This is a genomic window from Micromonospora sp. CNB394, assembly GCF_000374985.1.
In the GTDB taxonomy this organism is placed as follows: domain Bacteria; phylum Actinomycetota; class Actinomycetes; order Mycobacteriales; family Micromonosporaceae; genus Micromonospora; species Micromonospora marina.
Genome location: NZ_KB895829.1, coordinates 197,214 through 221,720 on the forward strand (window position 1 = coordinate 197,214; position 24,507 = coordinate 221,720).

Consider the following 24,507-nt stretch of genomic DNA (forward strand, 5'->3'; position numbering starts at 1 on the left):
TGAGGCAATATTCCCCGTGTCAAGTATTGCTAGGATGGTGGCGTGGACCAGAACGTGTTCGACGACCCCCGGATCACTGCCGTGGGCCTGCTCGTCGAGGCGCACGCCGGGCTCGCCGCCCGGTTCGCCGCCCAGTTCGAGGAGCACGGCCTCTCCCCGGTCGAGTTCGAGGTGCTGACCCGGCTCGCCCGCTCCCCCAACAACCAGCTGCGGATGACCGATCTGGCCGCGCAGACCTCGCTCTCCACCAGCGGCGTGACCCGCGTGGTGGACCGGATGGAGCGCGACCGGCTGGTCTGCCGGCGCGCCTGCCCGTCCGACCGGCGCAGTTCCTTCGCGGTGGTCACCACCGCCGGGCTCAGGCGGCTGGACGACGTCCTTCCCGGCCACCTGCGGATCATCGAGCAGTGGTTCACCAGCCAGCTCGACCCGGCACAGCTCGACGGGCTGCTGGACGGGCTGCGCCGGGTACGCGACGCGGTCCATCCGGGTGCCACGGCCGGCAGCACCGAGCCGGCCCAGGACGCCGCCTGACGGTCCGCAACCTGTCCGGCACTACCCGCCGGTCACCGGCAGAACGACCGGCAGAATCGCCCGAACGGCCGGGCAAAGCGGTCCACACACATCCGAATCGGTCGTCCGGCCTCGGTAGTCTTCCAGCAGCGGGGGGCACCGGGGGGTGCTGGCGCGAGCGTGGAGCGAGGGGCAGCACCAGGGGGCTACTTCGCTCGCGCCACCCCCGCGCCCCCACCTCCCCGCGCCGCTCACCGCCGCCGTCGCGCCGACAGGGAGAACAGCAACTCCTCCTCCTGCGGCAGCAGGCCGACGCCGGTGACCTGCCGCGCCGCGTCCAGCCGGTCCAGCACTGCCGGATCAGCGGTACTGACCGCCAGCCCCACGAGCGCCTCGACCAGATCCCGCCGGTCGGCGACACCCTCGGCCGCGGCGGCAGCCGCGGTGAACCACTCCGCCGCCAGCTCCCGGTCTCCCCGGTGCAGCGCCACGTGCCCCTCGATCAACCCACGCAGCGCGTCCTCGGTGCGGGCGTTCCCACCCGGGCCGGGCGGGTCGAGCATCTCCACGGCCGGCGGCCGGCGCCGGCCCGGCACCACGCCCGACGGCCACAGCTCGGCGACCGTGGCCAGCGCCTCGTCGGCGCGCCCGGCATGGGCGAGCGCCAACCCGACCGCGCCGACCGTCCGGCGCCGACGCCCGGGATCACCCAGCTCCGCGAGCGCGGCCGCCACCCGGCGTCCCTGCTCGACCGCCTCGGCGTACCGGCCCTCCAGGCGGGTCAGCTCGGCCTGATCGGCCCGCGCCAGCACACGCAGGTGCTGGTCACCGCACTGCGCCGCCAGGCGGTCGACGGTGGCCAGCCGCCGCCGGGCGCCGGCCAGCCGCCCATCGCGTACGTCGTGCCAGGTCAGGTGCGCCTGGGCGACGGCCATCTCGCGTACCCGGTGGTGCCGGGTGGCCGACGCCAGCGCGGCCTCGGCCTGCTCGCGGGCCTCGTCGTGCGCGCCGAGCCCGGGCAGCAGCGCGCAGAGCACAGACCGGGCGGACAGTTCGCCGGTCACGTCGCCCGCCCCGGCGAAGACGGCCAGGGCGGCCCGGACCGCCGGCAGCTCCTCCGCGCCCGCCCCGTGCTCGGCGGCCAGCCGGGCCGCGCCCAGCATGGCCCAGGCCCGCAGCGTGGGCCGGGCACCCGCGGTACGCGGATCGGCGAGCAGCCGCCGCAGCCGGCGCCGGCCGGACACGTCCCGCCCGCGCAGCCGCCACCATCGGGGCAGCGAGGCGGCGAGCAGCAGCGCGGTCTCCGGTGCGTGCTCGGCGGCGTACGCCAGCGCAGTGGTGATGTCGCTCGTCGCCTCGTCGAGCACGTGCACCGCGCCGGACATCTGTGCGCCCACCAGCCCTGGCGCGGTGCGACGGACCAGACCGGCGATCACCGTGGCGTGCCGCATCCGGATCCGGTCGGCCTCGCCGTCGGCGTCGGCCTGCTCGGCGGCGAAGTCACGGACCGCGTCCAGCAGACGGAACCGGAACGGGCCGGTTCCCCGGACGCTGAGCAGGCCCAGTTCGCGCAGCCGGTCCAGCATCGGCGCGGCGTCCCACCGCCGGCCGCCGTCGGCGAGCAGTTCCTCGGCCAACTCGACCGACCAGCGGTTACGGAACGCGGACAGCCGCCGCAGCGCCGCCCGGTCGGCGGTGGCGAGCAGGTGATAGCTGGTCGCCACCGCGTCGCGTAGCGTCACCGTGCCGGTGGACGCGTCGGCGGGCTCCCAACCGGGGCGCACGCCGGTCAGGTCCAGGACGCGGTCGCCGTAGCGGTCGAGCAGCTCGGTGACGTCGAGGATGCGCCCCCGTGCGGCCATCAGCTCGATGGCGAGCGGCAGTCCGCCGAGCCGGCGCACGAGCGCGGCGAGCGCCGGCAACTCGGCCGGGGCCGGTGGTTCCCGGCGGGCCTGGGCGAACCGGGCGGCGAACAGCGCCGCCGCCGGCCAGCGGTCCAGGTCGGTCCGGTCGGCGGGCTCGGCGCCGGCCGGCGGTACGTCCAGCGGCGCGACCGGCCGGACCAGCTCGCCGGCCAGGCCGACCGGGCGGCGGCCGGTCACCAGCACCCGCAGCGTCGGTACGGCGACGGTCAGGACGCGGAGCGCCTCGGCCACCGCGTCCGGTGCCCGGTCGACGGCGTCGACGAGCAGCAGCGCCCGCCGGTCGCCGATCCGGCAGGTCAGGTCGGCCAGCCGGTGCACGCCGAACATCGACGCCGACGCGGCGAGCACGTCCGCGGGGTCCGAGCCCTCGCCCACGAGCACCCCGGCGACGCCCGCCGGGTGGTGGGCCGTCACCGCGTGCGCGACGGTCACCGCAAGCGCGGTCTTGCCCACCCCGGCGAGCCCCACCAGGCTCACCACCGGGTACGCGTCGAGCAGGCCGGACACCTCCGCCACATCCCGTTCGCGGCCGACCAGCGGTACGGGCTGCGGCAGCGCCACCGGCGGATCGTCATGGGCGGCGGGAAGGCGGGGTGCCGCGGGCCGGGCGGTGTCGACGAACTCCCGCCGCTCGTCACCGCTCAGGCCGAGCGCGTCGGCCAGCAGGTCGACCGTGGTGCGTTGGGGCCGGGTGGCCCGTCCCCGTTCCAGATCGCGGACCGTCCGTACGCCCACGCCGGCCCGGCCCGCCAGCTCCGCCTGGGTCAGGCCGACGGCGAGCCGGTGCCCGCGTAGCAGGTCGGACAGACCGGTACGACCGCCGGGGCCCCGCGCACGGTCATGATCCGGAGTCATGGGCACGAAGATTACGGATGGACTCCGACGCTCCGCAGCTCATCGTCAACCACCCGACCGCCCACCGCCCGCCGAAATCCGACAGGGGCGTGGTTCGGGGTGTCCTCACATGCCGAGGTCGCGCGCGATGATCATGCGCTGCACCTCGCTGGTGCCCTCGCCGATCTCCAGGATCTTCGAGTCGCGCCAGAAGCGGGCCACCGGGTACTCGTTCATGAAGCCGTACCCGCCGTGGATCTGCGTCGCCTCGCGGGCGTTGTCCACGGCGACGGTGGAGGCGTGCAGCTTGGCGATGGCCGCCTGGCGCTTGAACGGCTCACCGGCGAGCATCCGGGCGGCCGCGTCGTAGTAGGCCAGCCGGGCCGTGTGCGCCTTCATCTCCATGTCCGCGATCTTGAACTGGATGGCCTGGTAGTTGCCGATCGGCTGGCCGAACGCCTGGCGCTCCTTGGCGTACTTGATCGACTCGTCGACGCAGCCCTGGGCCAGGCCGACGGCGAGCGCCGCGATGGCGGTCCGGCCCTCGTCCAGGATGCGCAGGAACTGGGCGAAGCCCCGGCCGCGCTCGCCGAGCAGGTTGGCCGCCGGCACCCGGCAGTCGTCGAACGTCAGCTCGTGGGTGTCCGACGCGGTCCAGCCGACCTTCGAGTAGCCGGGCGCGACGGTGAAGCCGGGCGTACCCGACGGCACGATGATCGTGGACAGCTCCTTGCCGCCGTCCGGGCGCGTGCCGGTGACGGCGGTGACGGTGACCAGAGCGGTGATGTCGGTGCCGGAGTTGGTGATGAACGCCTTCGAGCCGTTGATCACCCACTCGTCGCCGTCCAGGACCGCCCGCGTCCGGGTGCCGCCCGCGTCCGACCCGGTGCCCGGCTCGGTGAGCCCGAAAGCGGCCAGCGCCTCACCGCTGAGCAGCTTCGGCAGCCACTGCGCCTTCTGCTCCTCGGTGCCGAAGCGGTAGATCGGCATCGCGCCGAGCGACACCGCCGCCTCCAGCGTGATCGCCACGCTGGAGTCGACCCGGGCCAGTTCCTCCAGCGCCAGGCAGAGCGCGAAGTAGTCGCCGCCCATGCCGCCGTGCTCCTCCGCGAAGGGCAGGCCGAACAGGCCCATCTTGCCCATCTGGCGGACCATCTCGTACGGGAAGGTGTGCTGCTCGTAGTGCTCGGCGATGGTGGGCGCGACCACCTCGCGGGCGAATTCCCGCACGCTCTCCCGCAGCGCCTGCTGCTCCTCGTCGAGCCGGAAGTCCATGTCGATCCTCCTGATAAGGGCGGGCCGCCGGGCGCTCGTGACGCCGGGAGCGGCTGAAGCGTTAGGAGGGGCCCCTTTACATGCACCAGGCGTTAAGAGGGGCCCCTTCCTTACCGGGGTCAGACGGGGGTGACGCCGTGTCGGCGGTGGGAGAAGTGCCGGTTCTTCCCGCGTGCGGCGGCGAACCGGCGGACCAGCTCGGCCCGCAGCTCGTGCGGCTCGACGATCGCGTCCACCACCAGCTCGCTGGCGAGGCGGACCACGTCGATGTCGCGCTCGTACTCATCGCGCTTCGCGGCCACGAACGCGGCCCGCTCGGCCTCGTCGGAGATGGCGGCGATCTTGTTGGCGTAGACCGCGTTGACGGCGGCCTCCGCGCCCATCACCGCGATCTTCGCGGTGGGCAGCGCGATCGTGGCGTCCGGCTCGAAGCCGGGACCGGCCATCGCGTACAGACCCGCGCCGTACGCCTTTCGGACCACCACACAGATCTTGGGGACGGTCGCCTCGGAGATCGCCGTGATCATTTTCGCACCGTGCCTGATGATCCCCTGCCTTTCCACCGCGCTGCCGACCATGAAGCCGGGCACGTCGCTGAGGAACAGCAGCGGCACGTTGAACGCGTCACAGAGCTGCACGAACCGGGTCGCCTTGTCGGCCGAGTCGACGAAGAGCACGCCGCCCTTGAACATCGAGTTGTTGCCGACCACGCCGACGACCTCGCCGCCCAGCCGGCCGAAGCCGATGGTCAGCTCCTTCGCCCACAGCGCCTGGATCTCGAAGAAGCTGCCCTCGTCGAGCAGGCCCTTGACGTACCGGCGCATGTCGAACGCCTGCCGCTCGCTGGCCGGCACCAGCGCGGCCAGGTCGGCCTTCGCCGGCGCGGCGACCGCCTCGGCGGCCGGCGGGTCCTGCTTCCAGTTCGACGGCAGGTAGGACAGGTACGTCCGCACCACGTCGAGCGCGTCGTTCTCGGTCTTGCAGAGGAAGTGCCCCACGCCGGACTCGGCGCAGTGCACCTTCGCGCCGCCCATCGCCTCCAGCGTGGTCTTCTCGCCGGTGACCATCTCGACCATCCGGTCGGAGCCGAGGTACATGCTGGCGTTGCCGTCCACCATGGCGACCACGTCGCAGAACGCCGGGATGTACGCCCCGCCCGCCGCGCTCGGCCCGAACAGCGCGCAGACCTGCGGGATCGACCCGGAGGCGCGGACCTGGTTCCAGAAGATCTTGCCGGCGCCGCGGCGGCCCGGGAACAGGTCGACCTGGTCGGTGATCCGGGCACCGGCCGAGTCGACCAGGTAGACCATCGGCACGCCGTTCGCGTACGCCCGCTCGATGATCCGGATGATCTTCTCGACGGTGCGCGCGCCCCAGCTGCCGGCCTTGACCGTGGAGTCGTTCGCCATCAGGCAGACCTGGCGGCCGTCGATGGTCGCGGTGCCGGTGACCACGCCGTCGGCGGGCAGCCGGTCGGCCATGGCGTTGGCGTAGAGCCCGTCCTCGACGAAGGAGCCCTCGTCGACCAGGTACGCCACGCGCTCGCGGGCGAACAGCTTCCCCTTCGCGGCGTTGGCCGCGTGGTACTTGTCCGCTCCGCCGGCGCGGGCGCGCTTGCGTAGCTGCTCCAGAGCCTCACCGTCGAGCGTCACGCCGACTCCCTTGCACCACACCGACCTGAACGATCGTTAGGCTACCCCACCGCCGGCCCGTCCGGCGACCCGCTACTCGCACCCCCACCCGCCCACTCCCGTGATCAACGGGAGACCGCGTGGGTCAGGACGGAAGAGGGGTCAGGCGGGTCCGGGGGCCGGCCCGGAGGACTCCCGACGGGAGCTTCTTGCCCACCAGGGACTCGGCCAGCTCCGCGGCCCCGATCAGGGCGTCCAGGTCGATGCCGGTGTCGATGCCCATGTCGTGCAGCATGTGCACCGCCTCCTCGGTGGCCAGGTTGCCGCTGGCACCCGGGGCGTACGGGCAGCCGCCGAGGCCACCGACGCTGGCGTCGAACTCGGTGACGCCCAACTCCATCGCGGTGAGCATGTTCGCCAGCGCGGTGCCCCTGGTGTTGTGGAAGTGCAGCAACATCGGCAGGTGGGCGTTCCGGTCCCGCACCGCGGTCACCAGCTCGCGGACGCGCCGGGGCGTACCCATGCCCGTGGTGTCGCCGAAGGCGACGCGGTCCGCGCCGTCACGGGCGACGCGGTCGACGATCGCGGCGACCCGGCGGGGGTCCACGTCGCCCTCGTAGGGGCAGCCGAAGCTGGTCGCCACGATCACCTCGGCGGTGGCGCCCGCGCCGTGCAGCAGGTCGATCAGCTCGGCGATGTCGTCGAGCGACTCGTCGGTGGACCGGTTGACGTTGCGGCGGTTGTGCGTGTCGCTGGCCGAGACCACCACCTCGATCTCGGTGAAGCCGGCCGCCAGCGCCCGCTGCGCGCCACGCGTGTTCGGCACCAGGGCGGAGTAGCGCACCCCGCCGACCTTCTCCGCCCGCTGCCACACCTCGTCGGCGTCGGCCATCTGCGGGATCGCCTTCGGGTGGACGAAGGAGACGGCCTCGATGCGCCGCACCCCGGTCCGGGACAGCGCGTCGAGCAGCCGCACCTTGGCGTCGGTGGGGATGGGCGCCTCGTTCTGGAGGCCGTCGCGGGGACCGACCTCACGGATACTCACGGAGTCCGGAAATTCCGCCATCACATTCACCTCACTGGGTCGAAGGTCAACGCATCCGGGAGACGATGCCGGTGTCGTAGTCGCCGGAGAGAAACTCCTGGTTCTCCAGCAGCTCGGCGAAGAACGGCAGGTTGCACTTCGGGCCGGCGATCTCGAACTGGGCGACCGCCGCCCGCGCCCGCTGGACCGCCTCCTCTCGGGTGTCCCCGGTGAGGATCAGCTTGGCCATCAGGCTGTCGTAGAACGGCGTGACGGTGTTGCCGGCGACGTAGCCGGAGTCGACGCGGACGCCCGCGCCGGACGGCTCGTTCCAGGCGGTGATCGCGCCCGGGCCGGGCAGGAAGCGCTTCGGGTCCTCGGCGTTGATCCGCAGCTCGATGGCGTGACCACGCGGGGTGAGCGCGTCCGGGTCGAACGTCGGCGCCAGACCGGCTGCCACCCGCAGCTGCTCCTCGACCAGGTCGACGCCGTAGACGCACTCGGTGACCGGGTGCTCGACCTGCAGCCGGGTGTTCATCTCCAGGAAGAAGAACTCATCGACGCCGGAGCTGTCGCCCTTGAGATCCCGCTGACGCGGGACCAGCAGGCACTCGACAGTGCCGGCGTTGCGGTAGTTCACCGCCTCGCCCGCGCGCACCGCGGCGGCCAGGAAACGCTCGCGCAGCTCGGGCGAGACCGCCGGGGACGGCGACTCCTCGACCAGCTTCTGGTTGCGTCGCTGCACCGAGCACTCCCGCTCGCCGAGCGCCACCACCCGGCCGTCGGCCAGGCCGAGGATCTGCACCTCGACGTGGCGCACCCGGGGAAAGTACCGCTCGATCAGCACCGACCCGTCGCCGAACATCCGCTCGGCGAACGCGCGGACCTTGTCGTACTCGGTGCGCAGCGCAACTTCGTCCGCGGCCACACCCATGCCCATGCCGCCGCCGCCCGCGGCGGCCTTGACCATCACCGGGTAGCCGATCTCCGCGGCGGCCGCGACCGCCGCGTCCAGGTCGCTCGCCGGTTCGGTGGTGCCGGGCGCGACCGGCACGCCGGCCGCCGCCATCAGGTTCCGGGCGTTGATCTTGTCGCCCATCGCGGTGATCGCGTCGGCGCCGGGCCCGACCCAGATGAGGCCGGCCCCTTCGACGGTACGGGCGAAGTCCGCGTTCTCGGACAGGAAGCCGTAGCCGGGGTGGATCGCCTGCGCACCGGTGCTACGGGCGGCGTCGAGGATCGCTTCGGCGTTCCGGTAGCTCTGCGCCGGGTTCGCCGGGCCGACGCAGACCGCCTCGTCGGCCTCGGTCACGAACGGCAACGCGCCGTCGGCCTCCGAGTGCACCGCGATCGTCCGGATCCCGAGCCGCCTGCCGGTACGGATGATCCGCCGCGCGATCTCCCCCCGATTCGCAACCAACAACGATTCGATCATCTTCTGCACGGACGTGACCCCTTCTCGACGCAAAGCCGGGGTCTCTTCTTAACATGCGTTAAGGTGCGCGCGGCGTGTCAGGTCGGGTCGGTGGGCGCGAGCAGGGCCGCGAGGGTCGCGCCGCGCAGCAGTTCGGCCCGGCGCCGGCGATCCACCTCGCCGCCCAGGAACGGCGTCGAGTTCATCAGGCCGAACGCCGCGTGGGCGAGCACCCGGGCCGCGCCGTCGGGCAGGCCGGCGTGCAGCGCGGTCAGCACGGTCACCCACTCCTCGACGTACATCCGCTGGAGCCGGCGGATCCGGCGGCGCGGCTCGTCCGGGAGGCGGTCCAGCTCGTGCAGGTGCAACGCGATCACCGCCGGGTTCGCCAGCGCGAAGTCGACGTGGAAGTCGATCAACGACTCCAGTGCCCCGCGCGGATCGCCCGGGTGACCCGCGGCCCGTTCCCGCCCGCCCGCGAGCAACCCCTCGCTCACCGGGATCAGGGCGGCGACGAGCATCGCCTCCTTACCCGCGAAGTGGTGGTAGAGCGCCGGACCGGTGACACCGGCCGCCGCGCCGATGTCGTCCATCGACACACCGTGGTAGCCGCGCGCCGCGAAGAGGCCGACCGCGATCTCCAGGATCTCGTCCCGCCGGGACCGGCGCCGGGCCGCACCCGCCGCCCCCCGTGCCTGCTGTTCCACCGCCACCGGACCAGCCTAGACCTCGTGTTCGAGCCGGGGCAGCCGCGGTTACCCAACGGTTGCCCCGGCCCGCCGTGTCAGTTCTCCTCGATGCCGTGGTCGGCGCGGACCTTCGCCGCCTCGGCGTCCCGGCCCTGCTCGTCGAGCGCGCGGGCCAGCAGCCAGGCGGCCTGCGTGGCCGGGCGGGAACCGGAGGGCAGCCCGCCGAGGACCGGGCGCAACAGCGCCTCGGCCTGCTCGGGCCGCCCGTCGCGCAGCAGCAGCTCGCCGGTCAGCACCTCGACCTGCGCCGCCTCGCCGAACGCCTCGATCGACCGCAGGCGCTCCGGCACGCCGTCCACCCGGTCCAACGCGGCGGTGAGACGGTCCTCCCCGATCAGCACCCGGGCCACCGCGTCGGCGGCCATCGCCCGCTCGTACGTCACCACCGGTGGCTCGTCGGCCCCGGCCGGGAGCGCGGCCGCCGCCTCGTCCACCCGCTCGATCGCCGCCACCGCGGCCGGCAGGTCACCGGACCAGTGCAGGGCGAGCAGCTCCCGCCGCCGGGCCCGCAGTTCGTCCACCTGGTAGCCGGCCAGCCGCCAGGCGGTCGCCGCCGCCGCGAACCGCTGCGCCGCCAGGGCGTCCCGGTCGGCGTCGTAGAGCAGGCCACCGGACTCCTCCAGCACCTGCGCCCGGTGGGGGAGATTGTCCGGCCCGTCCAGGTTGTCGGCCAACGTGTCGAGCACCGTCAGCGCCAGATCCGTCTCGCCGAGACCCGCGTAGATGCCGGACAGCATGTGCCGGCACCGGTCCGCCTCGGCCTGCGCGCCCGCCCGGTCGAGCCCGAGCACCGCCTCCTCGGCCACCTCGGCGGCCTCCGCGAGCCGCCCGGCCGCCCGGTACGCCTCGGCCAGCTCCCACCGCAGCAGCGCATCGCCCTCCAGCCCCTGCTCGACGCAGAGGGTGACCGCCTCGGCCAGATCCTCCACCGCCTCGCCGGACCGGTCGGCGGCCATCAGCGCCCGCCCCCGGGTCACCCGCAGCGGCAGGTGGGCGCCGGCCGGAGCGACCGACAGCGCCTCCCCGCACGCGGCCACCGCGTCGGCCGGATCGTCTGTGGCGCGGGCGTACGCGAGGCAGGCGCCGGTGAGCATCTCGGCGTCGCCCAGCTCGCCCGCCAGCCGGCGGGACCGCGCCGCCGCGTCCCGGAACTCCTCGGCCCGCTCCAACTGCTCCAGCACGTGCGTGCGGTGCAGCGCGACCCGGCCCGCCAGCCACGGATCGGCGCCCGCCTCCGCCTCGGCCCGGTCGAGCGCGTCGAGCGCCTCCGCCCACTGTTCGCGGTGCACGTGGGCCAGGGCGAGCCGGTCCCAGCCTGCCGCCCGGTCACGCGGCCCACCGTGCTCGGTCAGGTAACCGGCCGACTCCCGCGCCAGGGCCAGCCCTTCGTCCGCGCTCTCCTCGACCATGCTGAGCAGCACACCGAGCCGCCCGGCCACCACCTGGGCGCGCAGCGGGTCCGGCACCTCCCGCCACGCGGCCAGCGCCTCCCGGTTGACAGCGATCGCCACCGGCACGCCGTCGTCGTCCTGGGACAGTTCGCCGGCCCGCAGCTCCAGCCGCCAGGCCCGGGTGGTCGCGGGCAGGTCGGCGTCGCCGAACCGCTCGTCGTACGCGCGCAACGCGGCGACCAGGCCGTCCCGGCGGTTGGTACGCCAGCACTCCTCGGCCAGCGCGAGCAGTTCGTCGGCACCGGCGTCGGCCGGCACGGTGACCGGCTGCGTGGAAGCCACCGGAGCGTCCGCGCCGGTCCGCGGCGCCGGGACCGGCGGACGGCGCAGACTCGCGGAGAGCGGCAGGTGCTCGCCGACCGGCCCGGCCGACAGCTTGCGGGCGATCAGCCCGGACTGGTGCGTGGTGCCGTTGCGCGCGTCGAAGCGCTCGGCCAGCGCGGTCGCCGTACCGGCCAGCTCGTCGGCGAGCGCACCGGCCGGCGCGTCGGCGGCCGGCCGCTCGCCGGAAGCGCGGCGGTGCACCGTCAGCTCGGCCGGCACCTGGCGCAGCGCCGCCGAGGCGGCGGCCGCGAAGTGCATCGCGGCGGCCGGGGTGGGTGCCCGGTCCAGCCAGTCCAGGTGCCGCTCGACCAGTTCCAGCGCGCGGGCCTCGTTGCCGGTCACGGTGCAGAACTCGATGTGCTCGCCGATGTCCCACAGGTCGGCGAGGTTGCCGCGCATCCGCCGGTACGCCTCCCGGTGCGCGTCCCGCGCCGCGTCGGTGCGGCCGGTCTCACGGTAGGGCGTGAGCAGCGCGGTGAGGATCCCCTGTGGCTGCTCGTTGCAGGTCAGCCGGCCGGCGAGCACCGGCTCGGCCAGCGCCACCGCCTCCTCGTGCCGGCCGTGCCGCACCAGGTGCGCGACCTGGGTGGTCGGGTCGCAGCCGGCGCAGTCGGACAACGCGTCGCGGGGGGTGGTCATCCACTTGCGGTACCACTGCTCCGCCGCCTCCTCGTCGCCCACGTGCGCGGCCACCAGGTAGCGGTGCTTGTGGACGGCCTGGAGCGAGTGACCGGACTCCCGGTAGCGCCGTTCCATGTCGTCGAGCACCGCGTACGTCCGGTCCAGCGGCAGCTCCGGGAACTTCACCATGGCGTTGACCATGTACTTGAAGAACCAGAGCAGCTGGTGCGTGTAGCGCTGGTGGTAGGGCTGCGGATCCTTGTCGTACTCGGCCAGGCACCAGGAGAACGTGACGAAGGACTTCGCCGGCTCGCCGCCGTAGACGTACGCGGTGGTGCCGGTGACCCGGGCGGCGAAGGCGAGGTGCCGGTCGTCGCCCGCGTCGGCGCGGCGCAGCAGCTGTTCCAGCGCGGCGATCTGCCCCGGGCCGTACGGCATGGATTCGATCTCGTGGTGCATCCGCCAGAGGTCGTCGTCAGTCACGGGTCTCTCCTGGTACGGCCCGGCCGAGCAGGCCGAGGAAGGAACTGTTCAGCAGTGCGGCGTCGGCCGCCCGGATCGGGTGGTGCCCGAGCAGCAGGGCCTGCCCGTAGAGCGCCTCGACGGCCAGCCCGACCAGCTCCGGGTCGGCGAGCGTGGTGACCCGGCGGACCAGCGGGTTGCGGTGGTTGAGCACCAGTTGCGGGCGGTCCGGCGGGGCGGAGGCGGCGAGCGCGTCGAGCACCCCGCCCCACAGCTCGTCGGCCCTGTCCCGGCTGGCGGCGAGCTGGTCGTGGAACGCGGCCGAGCGGGACACCAGGTAGAGCGCCGGCAGCGAGACCGGGTCGTACGCCCGGATCACGACCTCGCAGCCGAGCCGTTCCAGGGCCCGCTGCGCGGCGGTGCGGAACGGCCGCAGGGACAGCTCGGTCGCCGGGTCGAGGATCTCGAACCGGGTGGTGAGGTCGCTCGGCTCCAGCCGTTCGATCAGCACCGACCGGTCCACAGTGGGCAGTCGCTCGATCAGCTCGGTGTCGTACGTGTAGCCGCCGTTGACCACCGCCAGGTCCTGTGCGGCGGCCACGGCGGCGAGCTGGCGGAACTCGTCCAGGCTGGCGGCGTACCGGAGCACGCCGTGCCGCTGCCGGAACTCGGCGAGCGTGAGCGTGCCGACGTTGGTGTCCATCGGCCACCACTGGTCGACCAGCCGCAGCATCTCGTCGTCGTGCATGGCGAGCGCCTTCACCCCGAGGTGGTGCACCTGGAGGAACTCGCCGAGCCTGCGCGGATCGTGCTTGGCGAGCCGGACCAGCCAGCCGCGGATCTGGTCGCCGAGCGCCTCCCGGACGGAGGTGAGCAGCGCGTCCTCGTAGAGCGCCTCCCGGCTGGCGGTGGGGCGCAGCTCGCTGGCGTCGACCACGCAGTGGGCGAAGAAGGCCCACTCGGGCAGCAGCCCGTCGGCGTGCTCGCTGAGCAGCATCCGCTTGAGGTAGACCCGGTGCCCGGCCCGGGCGGCCGGGTTCACCGCGGCGGGCAGGATGAAGGCCACGCCGGTCAGGCCCGCCTCGGGCACCGACAGCGGCACCACGTCGAAGGGGACGAACCCGAGCAGCTCCTGGGCGTACCGCTGGAGGGCGGCCCGGTCGGCGGGCGCACCGGGCGTGGTCGGCCACGGCGGCGGACCGGAGGTGGTCGGCGTGTCACCGACCCGGACGTCTACCGGCAGCAGGCCGCCGTAGAGGCGGGCCAGCTCGGTGACGGTGGGCACACCGAGCCACTGGTCGGCGTCGCGCCGGGGCACCAGCGTCACTGTGGTGCCGGGCTCGTCCCGGGCCTGTTCCGGCTCGGCGAGCCGCACCGCGTACCGCCCGTCGGACCAGCCCGTCCAGAGCACTGTGGGCTCGTCGGCGTGCCGGGTGACCACCCGGATCTCGTCCGCGACCAGGAAGCAGGAGAGCAGGCCGATGCCGAACTGCCCGAGGAACTCGTGCCGGGAGAAGCCCAGCTCGTCGCGCTTGGAGCTGCGGCCGATGGTGGCGAGCAGCTCGTGCACCTGCGCCTCGGTCAGGCCGATGCCGGTGTCGTGCACGCGCAGCGTCCCGTCGCCGGTCAGCTCCGGCGGCTCGACGCGGACCCGCGCCGGGGCTTCCGGCTCGGCGGACCGCCGAGCGGTGATCGCGTCGACGGCGTTCTGGAGCAGCTCGCGCACGTAGACCCGCGGACTGCCATAGAGGTGATGACTGAGCAGGTCGACCACGCCACGGAGGTCCACCTGGAAGGTGCGGTCCAATCGCGCTCCCGGTTCGGATTTTCGGCGCTCACCGTACCGGTCAGCGCCGACAGTGTCCGTCCCGTTGTCCCCCGGCGGCTTGACCTTCGACCGGGTGCAGGGCGCACCGTCTCCCGGCATTACGACCACCGCCGTCCGGGCCGCGACTACCGGGACGCTCAGCGGGTCAGACCGCCGGGCTGGTCGCCCTTGACGACGGGGGCCCGGACCAGGTTGCCCCACTCGGTCCACGAGCCGTCGTAGTTGCGCACCTGCGGGTACCCGAGCAGGTGGTGCAGCACGAACCAGGTGTGGCTGGACCGCTCGCCGATCCGGCAGTACGCGACCACGTCGTCGGACGGGCTCAGCCCGAGCTGGTCGGCGTAGATGGCACGCAGCTCGTCGGCGGACTTGAACGTGCCGTCGTCGTTCGCGGCGGACTTCCACGGCTTGCTCACCGCGCCCGGGATGTGCCCGCCACGCAGCGCGCCCTCCTGCGGGTAGTCCGGCATGTGCAGCATCTCGCCGGTGTACTCGCCCGGCGACCGCACGTCCACCAGCGGTCGCCCGGCAGCCACGTGCGCCATGACCTGCTCCCGGTACGCACGGATCGGCGCGTCGTTGCGCTCCGGCACCGGGTACGAGGCGCGGGGCCGGCTCACCCTGTCCCGGGTCAGCTCCCGCCCCTCGGCGACCCACTTCTGCCGGCCGCCGTCGAGCAGCCGCACGTCGGCGTGACCGAAGAGGGAGAAGACCCAGAGGGCGTACGCGGCCCACCAGTTGAAGTTGTCGCCGTAGAAGACGACCGTGTCGTCCCGCCCGATGCCCTTGGCCGCGCACAGCTCGGCGAAGCTCGCGGCGTCCAGGTAGTCGCGGGTGATCTGGTCGTTGAGTTCGGTGTGCCAGTCGACCTTGACGGCGCCGGGGATGTGGCCGGTGTCGTAGAGGAGCACGTCCTCGTCGGACTCGACCACCACGAGCCCTTTGTCGCCCAGGTGCTCGGCCAGCCACTCGGTGGTGACCAGGCGCTGCGGGTCGGCGTACGACTGGAGGTGGGGATGGGGATCGCTCGGCACAGGCATGATCCCCAAGGTACGCCGGATCAGTGGGGCACGGTGCCGGTCAGGCGCGGCGGTGCACCAGGCGGCCGGCGACCACCGTGGCCCGGCACGAGCCGTCCGGATTGAACACGGCGAGGTCGGCGCGCCCGCCGGGCACCAACGCGGGCGGCCGGGTGGCGGCCAGCACCGCCACCTCGTTGCGGTTCGCGGCGGACCGCAACGCGGGGTCGGTGACGTGCTCGTCGAGCACTGCGGCGACGCCGAGCCGGAACAGCGCGTGCACCCGTTCGCGGGGTGTGGGCGCCGGGGGCAGCGGGCCGTCGTGCACGAGCGCCGGCCCGAGCGTGCCGGCCCACCGCCGCACCCGCACCCGGGGGTACGCGCCGGGCAGCTCGGCCGTCGGCACGACCGCCTCGACCCGGTCACCGGCGACCACGACGGCGAGCCCCGCGCGGGGTGGGTCGTCGAGCGTCAGCCGCAGCAGGTCGGCGGCGTGGACGGTACGCACGCTCAGTCGCGCTCGACCGGCCCGAGCACCGGCCGCTTGGCGGTGACGAAGTCGCCGGAGGAGCGCCCGGTCAGCCGGCGCTTGATCCACGGTGCGAGGTGCCGGCCGGCCCAGCGCAGGTCGGCGGCGCGCGCGGCGAGCCACGGGCTGGGCGCCGGGTGTACCGGCACCATCAGCCAATCCTCGTCGCAGCCGACGCCGAGCGCGGTGAGCACCTGGGCGGCGACCCGGCGGTGCCCGGCGGCCGACAGGTGCAGCCGGTCGGTGCTCCAGAGCAGCGGGTTGAGGTAGGTGTCGTCGGCGTACAGGTCGACCAGGATCGCCCCGTGCCGGTCGGCCACCTCGCCGACCGCCCGGTTGAGCAGCGCGACGCGGGGGGCCACGAGCCGCTGGCCGGGCAGCCGGGCCATCACGTCGGCGAACCGGAACAGCACCAGGTCGCTGCCGCCGGACCGCAGCCGCTGCACGACCGAGTCGAAGCGAGGGACGAACGAGTCCGGGTCGAAGCTGCGGCGCAGCACGTCGTTGCCACCGGCCGCGAAGCTGATCAGGTCGGGCTTCATGGCCAGCGCGGCGGGCACCTGCTCGGCCACCACGTTCGGGAACAGCCGGCCCCGGATGGCCAGGTTGGCGTACCCGAAGTCGGGCCCGGCCTCGGCGGCGAGGCGGGTGGCGACCAGGTCGGCCCAGCCTCGATAGCTGCCGTCCGGATATGCGTCGTCCATGCCCTCGGTGAAGCTGTCACCCACCGCCACGTAGCTGCGCCAGCGCACGGCGCCCCCCTCAGACGTCCCGGCAGAAGTGCGTCGCACAGTCTGTCACCGCGCGGACCGGTCCCGCTGGCCCTGGACGCCGGACGTGGCGGATGTCTCGACGTCCTGTTCACGAGCGCCACCCGAGGGGACAAGTCCGTCCGACACGTCCGGCGGGGCAGAATCCGTCGTCCGGACCGGGGATGATGTCTGCCGTCATACTCGCTGACCGACGGCAGGCGGCTGTGGCAGACCGACGCGGACCGGCTGCTGCCCGGCCGTGACTGCCGCCTGGCCGACGCGCAGGCCGCCGGGACCAGGCCGTGGTCACCACGCTCTGCGACGGCGACCGGGGCGCGCTGCTCGGCCTGGACCCGGCCACCGGCACGGTGAACGTGCTGGCCGAGGCTCTGTTGTCGGCCGGCACCGAGGGCAGCGACGCGAAGGTGCTGGAGCGCGACGGCGCTGTGGTGCTCGTGCCGTGGAAGCAGGTCACCGCGGACGCGGCGATCACCGTCCTGCGCTGAAACGACGCGGGGCGGGCCACCCGCAGGTGACCCGCCCCGTGTCCCCCGTCGTCAGGCAGGCACGTACGCCAGCAGCGCCGCCCCGCTCAGCCCGGTCGGCTCGGTCACGGTCCCGACCGGCTGGAATCGCTTGTCCAGGACGCTGATGCCGTTGTCGCGCCGGACGAGCACCGTGCCGTCGGTGCTGAACAGGATGCTGCGGACCGCGCCGTCGCCGGGCAGTTCGACGGTCTTGCCGGTGGTGGTGTCGACCACCGCGAAGCTGTCGTCGTTGCGGGTCTCGTCCTTGTTGATCCAGCCCACGGCCACGAATCGGCCGTCCGCCGAGACGCTGCGGACCCGCCATCCGTCGTAACCGGAGGTGTCGGCCTTCGGCGGCGTGTAGCTGTAGAACGTCAACTTCCGGTTGTTGGTCGCGTACGGCCGGCCCTCGGATACGGCGGCCCAGTTCCGGCCGTCCGGCGTCCACCACTTCAGGGTCTCGTTGCCGGCGTCTCCGTCGGCGGGCTTGCGGGTGCTCAGGTCGATGAGCGCCATGTGGCCGTCCTGCTGCACCAGCAGCCGGTCGTTGGTGTTCCACACGAGCGGGTCGTCACCGCTGCAGGGCGCCTTTCCGGAGAAGGGCGACTCCTCGGCGATGGTGACCCGGTCGCTGCCGTCGATCAGGGTGGTCACGAGCTTGCCGGCCTCCGCCCCGGCCGCTCCTTCCACCCAGGCCAGCCGCTCGCCGTACGGGGAGATGGTGATGGTGTTCCGGACGCAGTCGCCGCCGCCGTACGGGACGCTGGCGCTCACCCGGTCGGTGCCGCCCTTGACGACGTGGACCTCCGCGGCCTGCTCGCCGAACGACAGGTAGTACCGGGTGCCGGGCAGTGCGGCGGAGGAGGCGTCCGAAGGGCTCGGCGCGGCGGACGACGGGGCGGCGGCGGACGACTGCCCGGCGGCGGGCGCGGACGGCGTGGTGCCGCCGTCGCCGCAGGCGCTCACGCCCGTGGCGACGAACGCGGCGGCGGCGAGGGCGACGACGGTACGCAGTCCGCGGGCGGTGGTGACGACGACGTTCACAATTCGATCCTCCGGGGTTGGTGGTGCGCGTCTCTGACGCACTCCCAGACGTCAATTTCGATCCGCATGGTTGCCGCCTGATCGAAAGAATCTCAGGGCACGTACGCCAGCAGCGCCCGGTTCCGGGTCTCGGCCGGCTCGGTCACGGTGCCGAGCGGCTTGAACTCACTGTCGAGGACCGTGATGCCGGTTCCTCGCCGCAGCAGCACCGTTCCGTCGGCGCTGAACAGGATGCTGCGCACCTCGCCCGTGCCGGGCAGGTCGACCACCTCGCTGGTCCCGGTGTCGACCACCGCGAAGCTGCCGTCCCGGCGGGACGGGTCGGTGCCGATCCAGCCGACGGCCACGTAACGGCCGTCGGTGGACACGCTGCGCGCCTCCCAGCCGTCCCACTTCGCGGCCTCCTGCTCGGGTGGGGTGAAGGTGTACTGCCGCAGGTCGGTGGTGTCCGAGACGTAGGGCTTGCCGTCCGACTCGGCGGCCAGCCAGGTGCCGTCGGCGGACCAGCAGCGATTGGTCTCCTGGCCCGGGTCGCCCATGACCTGCTTGTTGGCCGCCACGTCGTAGAGCACGGACTGGCGGTTCTTCCGCTGCACCATCAGCTGGTCGTCGCCCTTCCAGCGCAACGGCCGGGCGCCCAGGCAACTGATCCCCTCGGCCAGGGTCGTCGCCTCCTCGTCTCCGACGTCGGCGATCAGCAGCACCCCGTTCGCGTTGTCGGTGCTGTCCTGCACCCACACCACCCGCGTGCCGTCCGGCGAGATGCTGACGGTGTTGGCCTCGCAGCGAGAGGCGGCCTCGTGGACGACCTCGTGAACCACCCGGTCCTGCGTGCCGCGGACCTCGTGGATCCGCGACCGGGTGGACGTCTGCTCCAGGTAGTAGCGGGTACCGGCGACCGCCGACTGCGACTGACCCGTGCTCGTGTCGGTGGAGGGCGTACGGGACGGCTCGACCGGCGGGGCGGTGACCGTCACCGACGGCCCGGCCGGGGCGGGCGCCTGGCTGTTCGGCCGGATCGCCAGTGCCGTCCCGGTCGCGGCGGCCAGCACCACGAGCGCGGCGGCGGAGGTGGCGACGGCCCGCTGGATGCCGAGCCGCCGGGAGGTACGCAGCGCCCGGTTCCGCAGGTCGACCGGGGTGACCTCCTCGGCCAGGTCGGCCAGGTCGAAACGCAGTCGGTCCTGGTTCATCGGGCGGTTCCTTCCGTGACGTACAGCTCGGCGAGCTCCGGGGCCACGCTGCGCAGCTTCGCCAGCGCCTTGGAGGTCTGACTCTTGACGGTGCCGACGGTCACGCCGAGCAGCTCGGCGGCCTCGGATTCGGTGCGGTCCTCGAAGAACCGCAGGACCAGGACGGCCCGTTGCTTGGCGGACAGCCGGGCCAGCGCGGCCCGGAGGGTCAGCCGGAGGGTGGTCTGCTGGGCGTGGTCGGGGCCCGAGTCGCCTCCGCGCGGCTCGGGCACGTCGCCCGGCATCGACTCGGCCACCCGGCGGCGCCGCCACCAGGAGACCTGCAGGTGGTACATGACCTTCCGGGTGTACGCCTCCGCGTTGCCGGTCTCGTGCAACCGGTTCCAGGCACGGTGGGTACGGGCGAGCGCGGACTGGACGAGATCTTCGGCCAAATGCTGGTCGCCGGTCAGCAGGTAGGCGGAGCGCAGTAACGCAGGGGTGCGAGTCCGGACGAACAGGTCGAACTCAGTCAGCAAAGGGTCCACACGAGCCGATCCTTGGGGTCAGGTGGTGCATCAGCGTGACGCCTTCCGAGACGCCAGCCGTCCACGCCATGGTTGCCGCCGCCGGTGACTGTTCTCGACGGACCGGGCGGTTGTCAGCAGTCGAAGACCGACCAGCAGATGTCGTTGCGCAGGCGCTGGTCGTCCAGGACCAGCTCGCGGATCTCCGCCGGGAGCTGGTCGCGCTGCCACCGGCACTCGTCGCGCCCGGCCGCCTCGCCGAGACCGGCGGGCGCCGCCGCGCGTACCGCCTTGATCGCGTACGCGGCGGCGCCGAGTTCGTGGGCGGCGACGTGGGCCACGACGGCGGCCTGACCGGCGGCGTACGCGGCGTTGCGTGCCGCCCCGCGCAGGTCCCGGGCCGCCCCCATGGCGTGGCCGCCCGCCGCACGCGCCTCCATCATCCTGACCTCGCCCCGCACCCAGGCACGCGCGTGCTCGATCGCCGTACGCGGACGGGTGTCGTCGGGCCGGACCGCCTCGAACAGGCCGAGGACGTGCTCGGCGCAGGTGGCGGCCCAGAGGGCGAGCAGATGGTGGTGCTCGTCGGTGAGCGTGCCGCCCCGGCGGATCGTCGTGAACCGGGGGTCGCGGATCTTCGGCAGGATCACGGCGCGGCCTCCGGGCCGGCGCGGCGCAGGTCGTGGTCGAGGGCGCTCATCAGCCGGGCGACCCGGCTGCCGCCGCCGGTCAGCGGCGGATAGCGGCGGAGCACGTCGATCAGCACCGGCGTGGCGAGCCGCCGGGACCGGTCCACCTGCGAGTCCCCGACGGTCTCGGCGCCGCCGGCCTCCAGTTCGGCGACGCGGGCGGCGTTGGCGGCGGCCCGCAGGATGTGGCCGACCTGGGTGGCCTTCGCGATCGGGTGCAGGTAGGCGGCGGCTGCGGCGTCACCGGCGGCCCGGGCGGCGAGGCGCGCGGCCTCGGTGGGGGCGGACCGGGCGGCCCGGTGCGCGTCGAGGGACGTGACCCGCTGGAGCTTCGTCCGGGCGGCGCCGCGTACGAACGTCCAGGCTGCGTCGACAGCCGCCCGGGGACGCGGGTCACCGGGAACCGCCCGCTCGTAGACCGGGAGGACGTCCTCCGCGTGCTGGACCGCGTACCGCGCCACCTCGCGCAGCTCATCAGTCGTCAGGTCGAAGTCCCCGGTCGCTGTCATGGCGCGGGCATCGTATCGGTGATGCTCCGCCGGTAGGGGCCCCAGCCGACGAAACGCTCGAACAGCTCGCGCGGGGTCGGCCCGTCCTGCGGGTTGAGGCGGAACAGGTCGTGGGTGGCCTCGTGGTAGAGCCCGGACAGGTAGACGGCCAGGTCGACCGGGTGGTCCGCGTACTCGACCTTGAGCAGCAGGCGGGCCTGGGCGCAGGGCCACGGCCCGCCGCAGGCGCGGCAGAGCCACAGCGGCCGGATCGGCAGGTGGGCCGGGTGGTCCGGCGGGTAGGGGCGGGGCCGATCGGGGTACGGCCCGAGCCGCGGTACGGGAAGGTTCATGCGTGACAGTCTGCTGATGTCACCACTACGCTCGGAAGTCGTCGCTGCAAGTCCGGGGAGAGGCCGGGAGAGCGGCGGCGGAATGGGGAGGGCGTGTGGAGAACGAACCGACCGCCGAGCTGATCCGCGCGCAACTGCGCCGGCTGCGGGTACGGGCCGAGCTGAGCCAGGAGGAGTTCGGGAGGCTCGTGCACTTCTCCGGCTCCCAGGTGTCGGCCGTCGAGTTGGGCCACCGGCCGCTCGACCGGTTCTTCCTCGCCCGGGCCGACGAGGTGCTCGGCACCGGCGGGCTGTTGATGTCGCTGCTCAAGCTCGCCGAGCGCGACGGCCAGCCGAGCTGGTTCCGCCCCTGGCTCGAAGCCGAACGCCAGGCGCAGCAGTTGCGCACCTACCAACCGACCCTGGTGCCCGGACTGCTCCAGACCGAGAACTACGCCCGCGCGATGATCCGCACGGACGACCTGATCACCGATGACGAGGTGGAGCGGCGCCTCGGGGTACGGCTGGACCGGCAGTCGATCCTCTCCGACCCGGATCGCCCGAAGTACATCGCCGTCATCGAGGAGTCCGTCCTGCGCCGCGCCGACGAAGGCTATCGCGGGCTCATGGCCGAGCAGATCGCGCACCTCGTCGAGTGCGCCGAGCGCCCGCACGTCGACATCCACATCGTGCCGACCTCGGTCACCATGCATGTCGGCCTGGTCGGGCCGTTCGCGCTGGCCCGGGGAACAGACGGCGGCTGGGTCGGTCACCTGGAGAACCAACTCGGCGGCGTCGTGGTCGACAAGGACGAGGACGTGGCTATCCTGCTGTCCAGATGGGAGAGTGTCCGCAGCGAGGCACTACCGCGCCGGCAGTCGGTCGAGCTGATGAAGGACGTGATGACCTCGTGGAGCTGACCGGAGCGATCTGGCGGAAGTCCACACGCAGCGGCACTCAGGGCGACTGTGTCGAGGTGGCGGACAATCTGGCCGGGGTGGTCGGGGTGCGGGACAGCAAGGACCCGGGCGGGCCGGTGCTCACCTTCACGCCCGACGCCTGGCGTGCCTTCGTCCGGCTCAGCGGGAGCCGCGCGCCGCGCTGATCAGCACCGTGTGCTTGCGTACCCGGAAGGCGCCTTCGGCGTCGATGCGGGCTTCGATCGCGACGCGGGCGGCGTCCTCCTGCTCGGCGGTGAGCGGCCCGATCATGCTGGCGATGTAGGCGAGGATCGGCTCGACGGCGGGCACCACCAGTTCGTCCGGGTAGCGCTCGACCGTCACGTCGTCGAAGTGGGCGGCGACCCGTGCGGGTGTCGCCTCGGCGGTGACGTCGTTCGAGTCGTGGAACCGGACGGCCAGGTCGGGGCGCCCGATGACCGGGCCGAGCGCGTCCAGTTCGGCGAGATGGTCGCTGCCGTTCACGGCGACCGCGAGCCGCCCGCCGGGGCGCAGCACCCGGGCGAACTCGCGCAGCGCGGCGTCCGGGTCGTCCAGGTGGTAAAGCATGCTGTTGGCGATCACCGCGTCGGCCGTGCCGTCGCCGAACGGCAGGTACGCGGCGTCGCAGCGCATCACCTGCGCCCCGGGCACCTCGCGTAGCCGCGCGCACATGGCGGGCGAGAAGTCGGTGAGCGTGAGGCGGGCCCGATGGCTCACCCGGTGCCACAGCTCGCCGGTGCCGGCGCCCACCTCCAGCACGTCGCCGGACAGCGGCAGCCGCTCGCCGAGCCAGGCGAACCAGTCCTGCGGGTTGGTGCCGTACGAGTGGAGCGCCATCCGGGCGGCTAGGTTCCCTGTGGTCGTCGCGTACTGGCTCACGGCGCGAGCCGACGGAGTGGTGGTCATCCGCCAAACGTAGAGGACGTGGTTCTCCGCGAGCCGCGGTATCAAGTGTTGCTAGGTACCGGTACCTAGTGTTACTTTCTACTGGTACTCAACGTCGCTTGGTAGCGAGGAGACGAGGGCATGGGCAATCAGATGACCGAGATGCTGAAGGGCACTCTCGAAGGAATCGTCCTGGCGATCCTGGCCCGCCGATCCGCGTACGGCTACGAGATCACCACCTGGCTGCGCGACCGCGGTTTCTCGGACATCGCGGAAGGCACGATCTACGCGCTGCTCGTCCGCATCGAGCAACGCGGTTTCGTGGACGTGGAGAAGGTTCCCTCCGAGAAGGGGCCCCCGCGGAAGGTGTATTCGATCAACACGAAGGGGCGGGAGCAACTCGCCGAGTTCTGGGGGACGTGGGACGTCCTCGCGGAGCGCATCGACCACCTTCGTGACAACGACAACCCGCAGAACGAAGGAGCATGAGCATGGCCGCGAAGTGGATCGAGACGCTCGTCGGGTCGCTCGACCAGAAGAAGCAGTACAAGCAGCACATGGCCCGCATGGAGGCCCTGCCGGAGCCACACCGGAGCGCGGCCATGGCCCTCCAGCGGTACCTCACGTACCAGGGCGGCATCGTCGACGGGAACACGCTCGTCACGATGCTCGGCGACTTCGCCGACCTCTGGGAGCGTGCGGCCGCCGACAACACGCCCGTCCGCGCCATCGTCGGCGACGACCCGGTCGAGTTCGCCGAGACGTTCGTGTCCGCGTACTCCGGCAGGCAGTGGTTGGACAAGGAGCGCGCGCGCCTCCGCAAGGCGATCGACGCCACCGGCGACAGCGGGGAGAAGCCCACGTGACCGCCCCGACGCGCGATCCCGCGATGTCGCGTGGTTCGCCGACAACCAGCCGGTGACGTCGATCCTGAACACTCTCCGCGCGATCTTCGCGCAGCAACCCGTCGGCCACGACGTCTGGTTCGCGCTCGCCTGGTACGCCGGCCTGCTCCTGGCCGCCTACGCCGCCGCGACCGCGATCTACCGCAGGAAGGTCAGCTAGCCGGGCGCGGGAGCCGGTCACCCGTCACAGGTAGAGGCAGAACGGGTGACCGGCCGGGTCGAGGTGCACCCGGACGTCGTCCTGCGGCTGGAAGTCGGCCAGTGTCGCACCCACCGACACCGCGTACGCCGAGGCGGCCTCCAGGTCGTCGACCTTGATGTCCAGGTGGGTCATCATCGGCGGGTCGCCGGGGTCGGCGGGCCACACCGGGCGCACGTAGGCCGGCTCGTCCTGGAACGCCAGCCAGTGGCCGCCGTCCGGCGGGGCCAGCACCACCCAGTCGGATTCGTCCTCACGGCGGGACCAGCCGAGCAGCCGCTCGTAGAACGCGGCCAGGTCCTGTGCGGACGGCGCGTCGAGCACGAAGCTCGTCAGCTTCAACAGTGGTCGCTCACCCATGCCGCATTCCTACCCCGCCCCTGCGACAACCTCACCCGCCACGAGGGCGGAAAGGGATCGCACGGGCACAAGCGCTCGCCGTACGCT

General features: G+C 72.9%; 26 protein-coding genes. 7 read left to right on the forward strand and 19 right to left on the reverse strand.

What is annotated here, in order from left to right; translation table 11 throughout:
• The first annotated feature begins 42 nt into the window (after nt 1-42).
• Nucleotides 43-534 carry a MarR family winged helix-turn-helix transcriptional regulator gene (locus C569_RS0109700; RefSeq protein ID WP_018785587.1) on the forward strand — a complete coding sequence of 164 codons (492 nt, stop codon included), beginning with the start codon at nt 43-45 and terminating at the stop codon, nt 532-534.
• 230 nt (nt 535-764) lie between these two features.
• On the opposite strand, the gene C569_RS0109705 is transcribed toward C569_RS0109700, so the two are convergent.
• From C569_RS0109705 to C569_RS0109755, 11 genes are all read right to left on the reverse strand, one after another.
• Nucleotides 765-3,293 (reverse strand): helix-turn-helix domain-containing protein, encoded by a 2,529-nt coding sequence (locus C569_RS0109705; RefSeq protein ID WP_026267915.1) that lies wholly within the window; start codon nt 3,291-3,293, stop codon nt 765-767.
• 105 nt (nt 3,294-3,398) lie between these two features.
• Entirely contained in the window at nt 3,399-4,547 is a 1,149-nt protein-coding gene (locus tag C569_RS0109710) for an acyl-CoA dehydrogenase family protein (RefSeq protein ID WP_018785589.1), read from the reverse strand.
• A gap of 119 nt (nt 4,548-4,666) precedes the next feature.
• Complete coding sequence (locus tag C569_RS0109715) at nt 4,667-6,199, reverse strand: acyl-CoA carboxylase subunit beta (RefSeq protein ID WP_018785590.1); 1,533 nt, start codon at nt 6,197-6,199, stop codon at nt 4,667-4,669.
• A 124-nt stretch (nt 6,200-6,323) separates the two neighbouring features.
• Nucleotides 6,324-7,244 (reverse strand): hydroxymethylglutaryl-CoA lyase, encoded by a 921-nt coding sequence (locus C569_RS0109720; RefSeq protein WP_026267916.1) that lies wholly within the window; start codon nt 7,242-7,244, stop codon nt 6,324-6,326.
• Nucleotides 7,245-7,269: 25 nt separating this feature from the next.
• Nucleotides 7,270-8,637, reverse strand: coding sequence for an acetyl/propionyl/methylcrotonyl-CoA carboxylase subunit alpha (locus C569_RS0109725; protein ID WP_026267917.1), 1,368 nt, complete (start codon nt 8,635-8,637; stop codon nt 7,270-7,272).
• Between the two features lie 77 nt (nt 8,638-8,714).
• Nucleotides 8,715-9,329, reverse strand: coding sequence for a TetR/AcrR family transcriptional regulator (locus tag C569_RS0109730; RefSeq protein ID WP_018785593.1), 615 nt, complete (start codon nt 9,327-9,329; stop codon nt 8,715-8,717).
• 71 nt (nt 9,330-9,400) lie between these two features.
• A complete protein-coding gene (locus C569_RS0109735; protein WP_018785594.1) occupies nt 9,401-12,244 on the reverse strand; it encodes a hypothetical protein in 2,844 nt (947 codons plus the stop codon).
• Nucleotides 12,237-14,030 (reverse strand): HSP90 family protein, encoded by a 1,794-nt coding sequence (locus C569_RS0109740; protein WP_018785595.1) that lies wholly within the window; start codon nt 14,028-14,030, stop codon nt 12,237-12,239. The genes C569_RS0109735 and C569_RS0109740 overlap by 8 nt, the downstream gene beginning before the upstream one ends.
• Nucleotides 14,031-14,188: 158 nt before the next feature.
• Nucleotides 14,189-15,091 (reverse strand): sulfurtransferase, encoded by a 903-nt coding sequence (locus C569_RS0109745; RefSeq protein ID WP_026267918.1) that lies wholly within the window; start codon nt 15,089-15,091, stop codon nt 14,189-14,191.
• A gap of 40 nt (nt 15,092-15,131) precedes the next feature.
• On the reverse strand, nt 15,132-15,578 hold the full coding sequence (locus tag C569_RS0109750) for a hypothetical protein (RefSeq protein WP_018785597.1): 447 nt from the start codon (nt 15,576-15,578) through the stop codon (nt 15,132-15,134).
• A gap of 2 nt (nt 15,579-15,580) precedes the next feature.
• Nucleotides 15,581-16,351, reverse strand: a complete 771-nt coding sequence (locus tag C569_RS0109755) for an SGNH/GDSL hydrolase family protein (protein WP_018785598.1) — start codon at nt 16,349-16,351, stop codon at nt 15,581-15,583.
• Nucleotides 16,352-16,653: 302 nt separating this feature from the next.
• On the opposite strand from C569_RS0109755, the gene C569_RS34175 reads away from it, so the two are divergent.
• A complete protein-coding gene (locus tag C569_RS34175) occupies nt 16,654-16,857 on the forward strand; it encodes a hypothetical protein (protein ID WP_018785599.1) in 204 nt (67 codons plus the stop codon).
• A gap of 51 nt (nt 16,858-16,908) precedes the next feature.
• On the opposite strand, the gene C569_RS31720 is transcribed toward C569_RS34175, so the two are convergent.
• The 6 genes from C569_RS31720 to C569_RS0109790 all read right to left on the reverse strand — a co-directional run bounded on the left by C569_RS31720 (nt 16,909) and on the right by C569_RS0109790 (nt 21,151).
• Nucleotides 16,909-17,922, reverse strand: a complete 1,014-nt coding sequence (locus C569_RS31720; protein ID WP_018785600.1) for a hypothetical protein — start codon at nt 17,920-17,922, stop codon at nt 16,909-16,911.
• 92 nt (nt 17,923-18,014) lie between these two features.
• Nucleotides 18,015-19,115: a hypothetical protein gene (locus C569_RS0109770; RefSeq protein WP_018785601.1), complete on the reverse strand. Its 1,101-nt coding sequence runs from the start codon at nt 19,113-19,115 to the stop codon at nt 18,015-18,017.
• The gene (locus C569_RS0109775; RefSeq protein WP_026267919.1) at nt 19,112-19,642 is read right to left on the reverse strand and encodes a SigE family RNA polymerase sigma factor; all 531 of its coding nucleotides are present in this window, start codon (nt 19,640-19,642) and stop codon (nt 19,112-19,114) included. The genes C569_RS0109770 and C569_RS0109775 overlap by 4 nt, the downstream gene beginning before the upstream one ends.
• A gap of 113 nt (nt 19,643-19,755) precedes the next feature.
• Complete coding sequence (locus tag C569_RS0109780) at nt 19,756-20,271, reverse strand: putative immunity protein (protein ID WP_018785603.1); 516 nt, start codon at nt 20,269-20,271, stop codon at nt 19,756-19,758.
• Nucleotides 20,268-20,819, reverse strand: coding sequence for a putative immunity protein (locus C569_RS0109785; protein WP_018785604.1), 552 nt, complete (start codon nt 20,817-20,819; stop codon nt 20,268-20,270). Before C569_RS0109785 ends, C569_RS0109780 begins: the two co-directional genes overlap by 4 nt.
• The gene (locus C569_RS0109790; RefSeq protein WP_018785605.1) at nt 20,816-21,151 is read right to left on the reverse strand and encodes a hypothetical protein; all 336 of its coding nucleotides are present in this window, start codon (nt 21,149-21,151) and stop codon (nt 20,816-20,818) included. Before C569_RS0109790 ends, C569_RS0109785 begins: the two co-directional genes overlap by 4 nt.
• 95 nt (nt 21,152-21,246) lie before the next feature.
• Here C569_RS0109790 and C569_RS0109795 point away from each other — a divergent pair, with 95 nt between their 5' ends.
• Entirely contained in the window at nt 21,247-22,050 is an 804-nt protein-coding gene (locus C569_RS0109795) for a helix-turn-helix transcriptional regulator (RefSeq protein ID WP_018785606.1), read from the forward strand.
• Nucleotides 22,041-22,235 (forward strand): DUF397 domain-containing protein, encoded by a 195-nt coding sequence (locus tag C569_RS0109800; RefSeq protein WP_018785607.1) that lies wholly within the window; start codon nt 22,041-22,043, stop codon nt 22,233-22,235. The genes C569_RS0109795 and C569_RS0109800 overlap by 10 nt, the downstream gene beginning before the upstream one ends.
• Here the strand turns inward: C569_RS0109800 and C569_RS0109805 are convergent.
• Nucleotides 22,210-22,977, reverse strand: a complete 768-nt coding sequence (locus tag C569_RS0109805; RefSeq protein ID WP_026267921.1) for a class I SAM-dependent methyltransferase — start codon at nt 22,975-22,977, stop codon at nt 22,210-22,212. The two genes, C569_RS0109800 and C569_RS0109805, sit on opposite strands and share 26 nt — an antisense overlap.
• Before the next feature lie 120 nt (nt 22,978-23,097).
• Here C569_RS0109805 and C569_RS0109810 point away from each other — a divergent pair, with 120 nt between their 5' ends.
• From C569_RS0109810 to C569_RS32200, 3 genes are read left to right on the forward strand one after another with little or no spacing between them, the layout of a single operon-like run.
• Nucleotides 23,098-23,445 carry a PadR family transcriptional regulator gene (locus C569_RS0109810; protein WP_018785609.1) on the forward strand — a complete coding sequence of 116 codons (348 nt, stop codon included), beginning with the start codon at nt 23,098-23,100 and terminating at the stop codon, nt 23,443-23,445.
• A gap of 2 nt (nt 23,446-23,447) precedes the next feature.
• Complete coding sequence (locus C569_RS0109815) at nt 23,448-23,822, forward strand: DUF1048 domain-containing protein (protein ID WP_026267922.1); 375 nt, start codon at nt 23,448-23,450, stop codon at nt 23,820-23,822.
• A 52-nt stretch (nt 23,823-23,874) separates the two neighbouring features.
• Nucleotides 23,875-24,021: a hypothetical protein gene (locus C569_RS32200; RefSeq protein ID WP_018785611.1), complete on the forward strand. Its 147-nt coding sequence runs from the start codon at nt 23,875-23,877 to the stop codon at nt 24,019-24,021.
• A 24-nt stretch (nt 24,022-24,045) separates the two neighbouring features.
• Here the strand turns inward: C569_RS32200 and C569_RS0109825 are convergent, their stop codons facing one another.
• Nucleotides 24,046-24,420 carry a VOC family protein gene (locus tag C569_RS0109825; protein WP_036345409.1) on the reverse strand — a complete coding sequence of 125 codons (375 nt, stop codon included), beginning with the start codon at nt 24,418-24,420 and terminating at the stop codon, nt 24,046-24,048.
• Nucleotides 24,421-24,507 lie beyond the last annotated feature (87 nt).

Excerpts from the sequence above, each read along its gene's own strand:
- C569_RS0109705 (WP_026267915.1), bottom strand. The coding sequence starts at position 3,293 with ATGACTCCGGATCATGACCGTGCGCGGGGCCCCGGCGGTCGTACCGGT.
- C569_RS0109710 (WP_018785589.1), bottom strand. The coding sequence starts at position 4,547 with ATGGACTTCCGGCTCGACGAGGAGCAGCAGGCGCTGCGGGAGAGCGTG.
- C569_RS0109720 (WP_026267916.1), bottom strand. The coding sequence starts at position 7,244 with ATGGCGGAATTTCCGGACTCCGTGAGTATCCGTGAGGTCGGTCCCCGC.
- C569_RS0109725 (WP_026267917.1), bottom strand. The coding sequence starts at position 8,637 with ATGATCGAATCGTTGTTGGTTGCGAATCGGGGGGAGATCGCGCGGCGG.
- C569_RS0109745 (WP_026267918.1), bottom strand. The coding sequence starts at position 15,091 with ATGCCTGTGCCGAGCGATCCCCATCCCCACCTCCAGTCGTACGCCGAC.
- C569_RS0109770 (WP_018785601.1), bottom strand. The coding sequence starts at position 19,115 with ATGAACCAGGACCGACTGCGTTTCGACCTGGCCGACCTGGCCGAGGAG.
- C569_RS0109785 (WP_018785604.1), bottom strand. The coding sequence starts at position 20,819 with ATGACAGCGACCGGGGACTTCGACCTGACGACTGATGAGCTGCGCGAG.
- C569_RS0109790 (WP_018785605.1), bottom strand. The coding sequence starts at position 21,151 with ATGAACCTTCCCGTACCGCGGCTCGGGCCGTACCCCGATCGGCCCCGC.
- C569_RS0109805 (WP_026267921.1), bottom strand. The coding sequence starts at position 22,977 with ATGACCACCACTCCGTCGGCTCGCGCCGTGAGCCAGTACGCGACGACC.
- C569_RS0109810 (WP_018785609.1), top strand. The coding sequence starts at position 23,098 with ATGGGCAATCAGATGACCGAGATGCTGAAGGGCACTCTCGAAGGAATC.
- C569_RS0109815 (WP_026267922.1), top strand. The coding sequence starts at position 23,448 with ATGGCCGCGAAGTGGATCGAGACGCTCGTCGGGTCGCTCGACCAGAAG.
- C569_RS0109825 (WP_036345409.1), bottom strand. The coding sequence starts at position 24,420 with ATGGGTGAGCGACCACTGTTGAAGCTGACGAGCTTCGTGCTCGACGCG.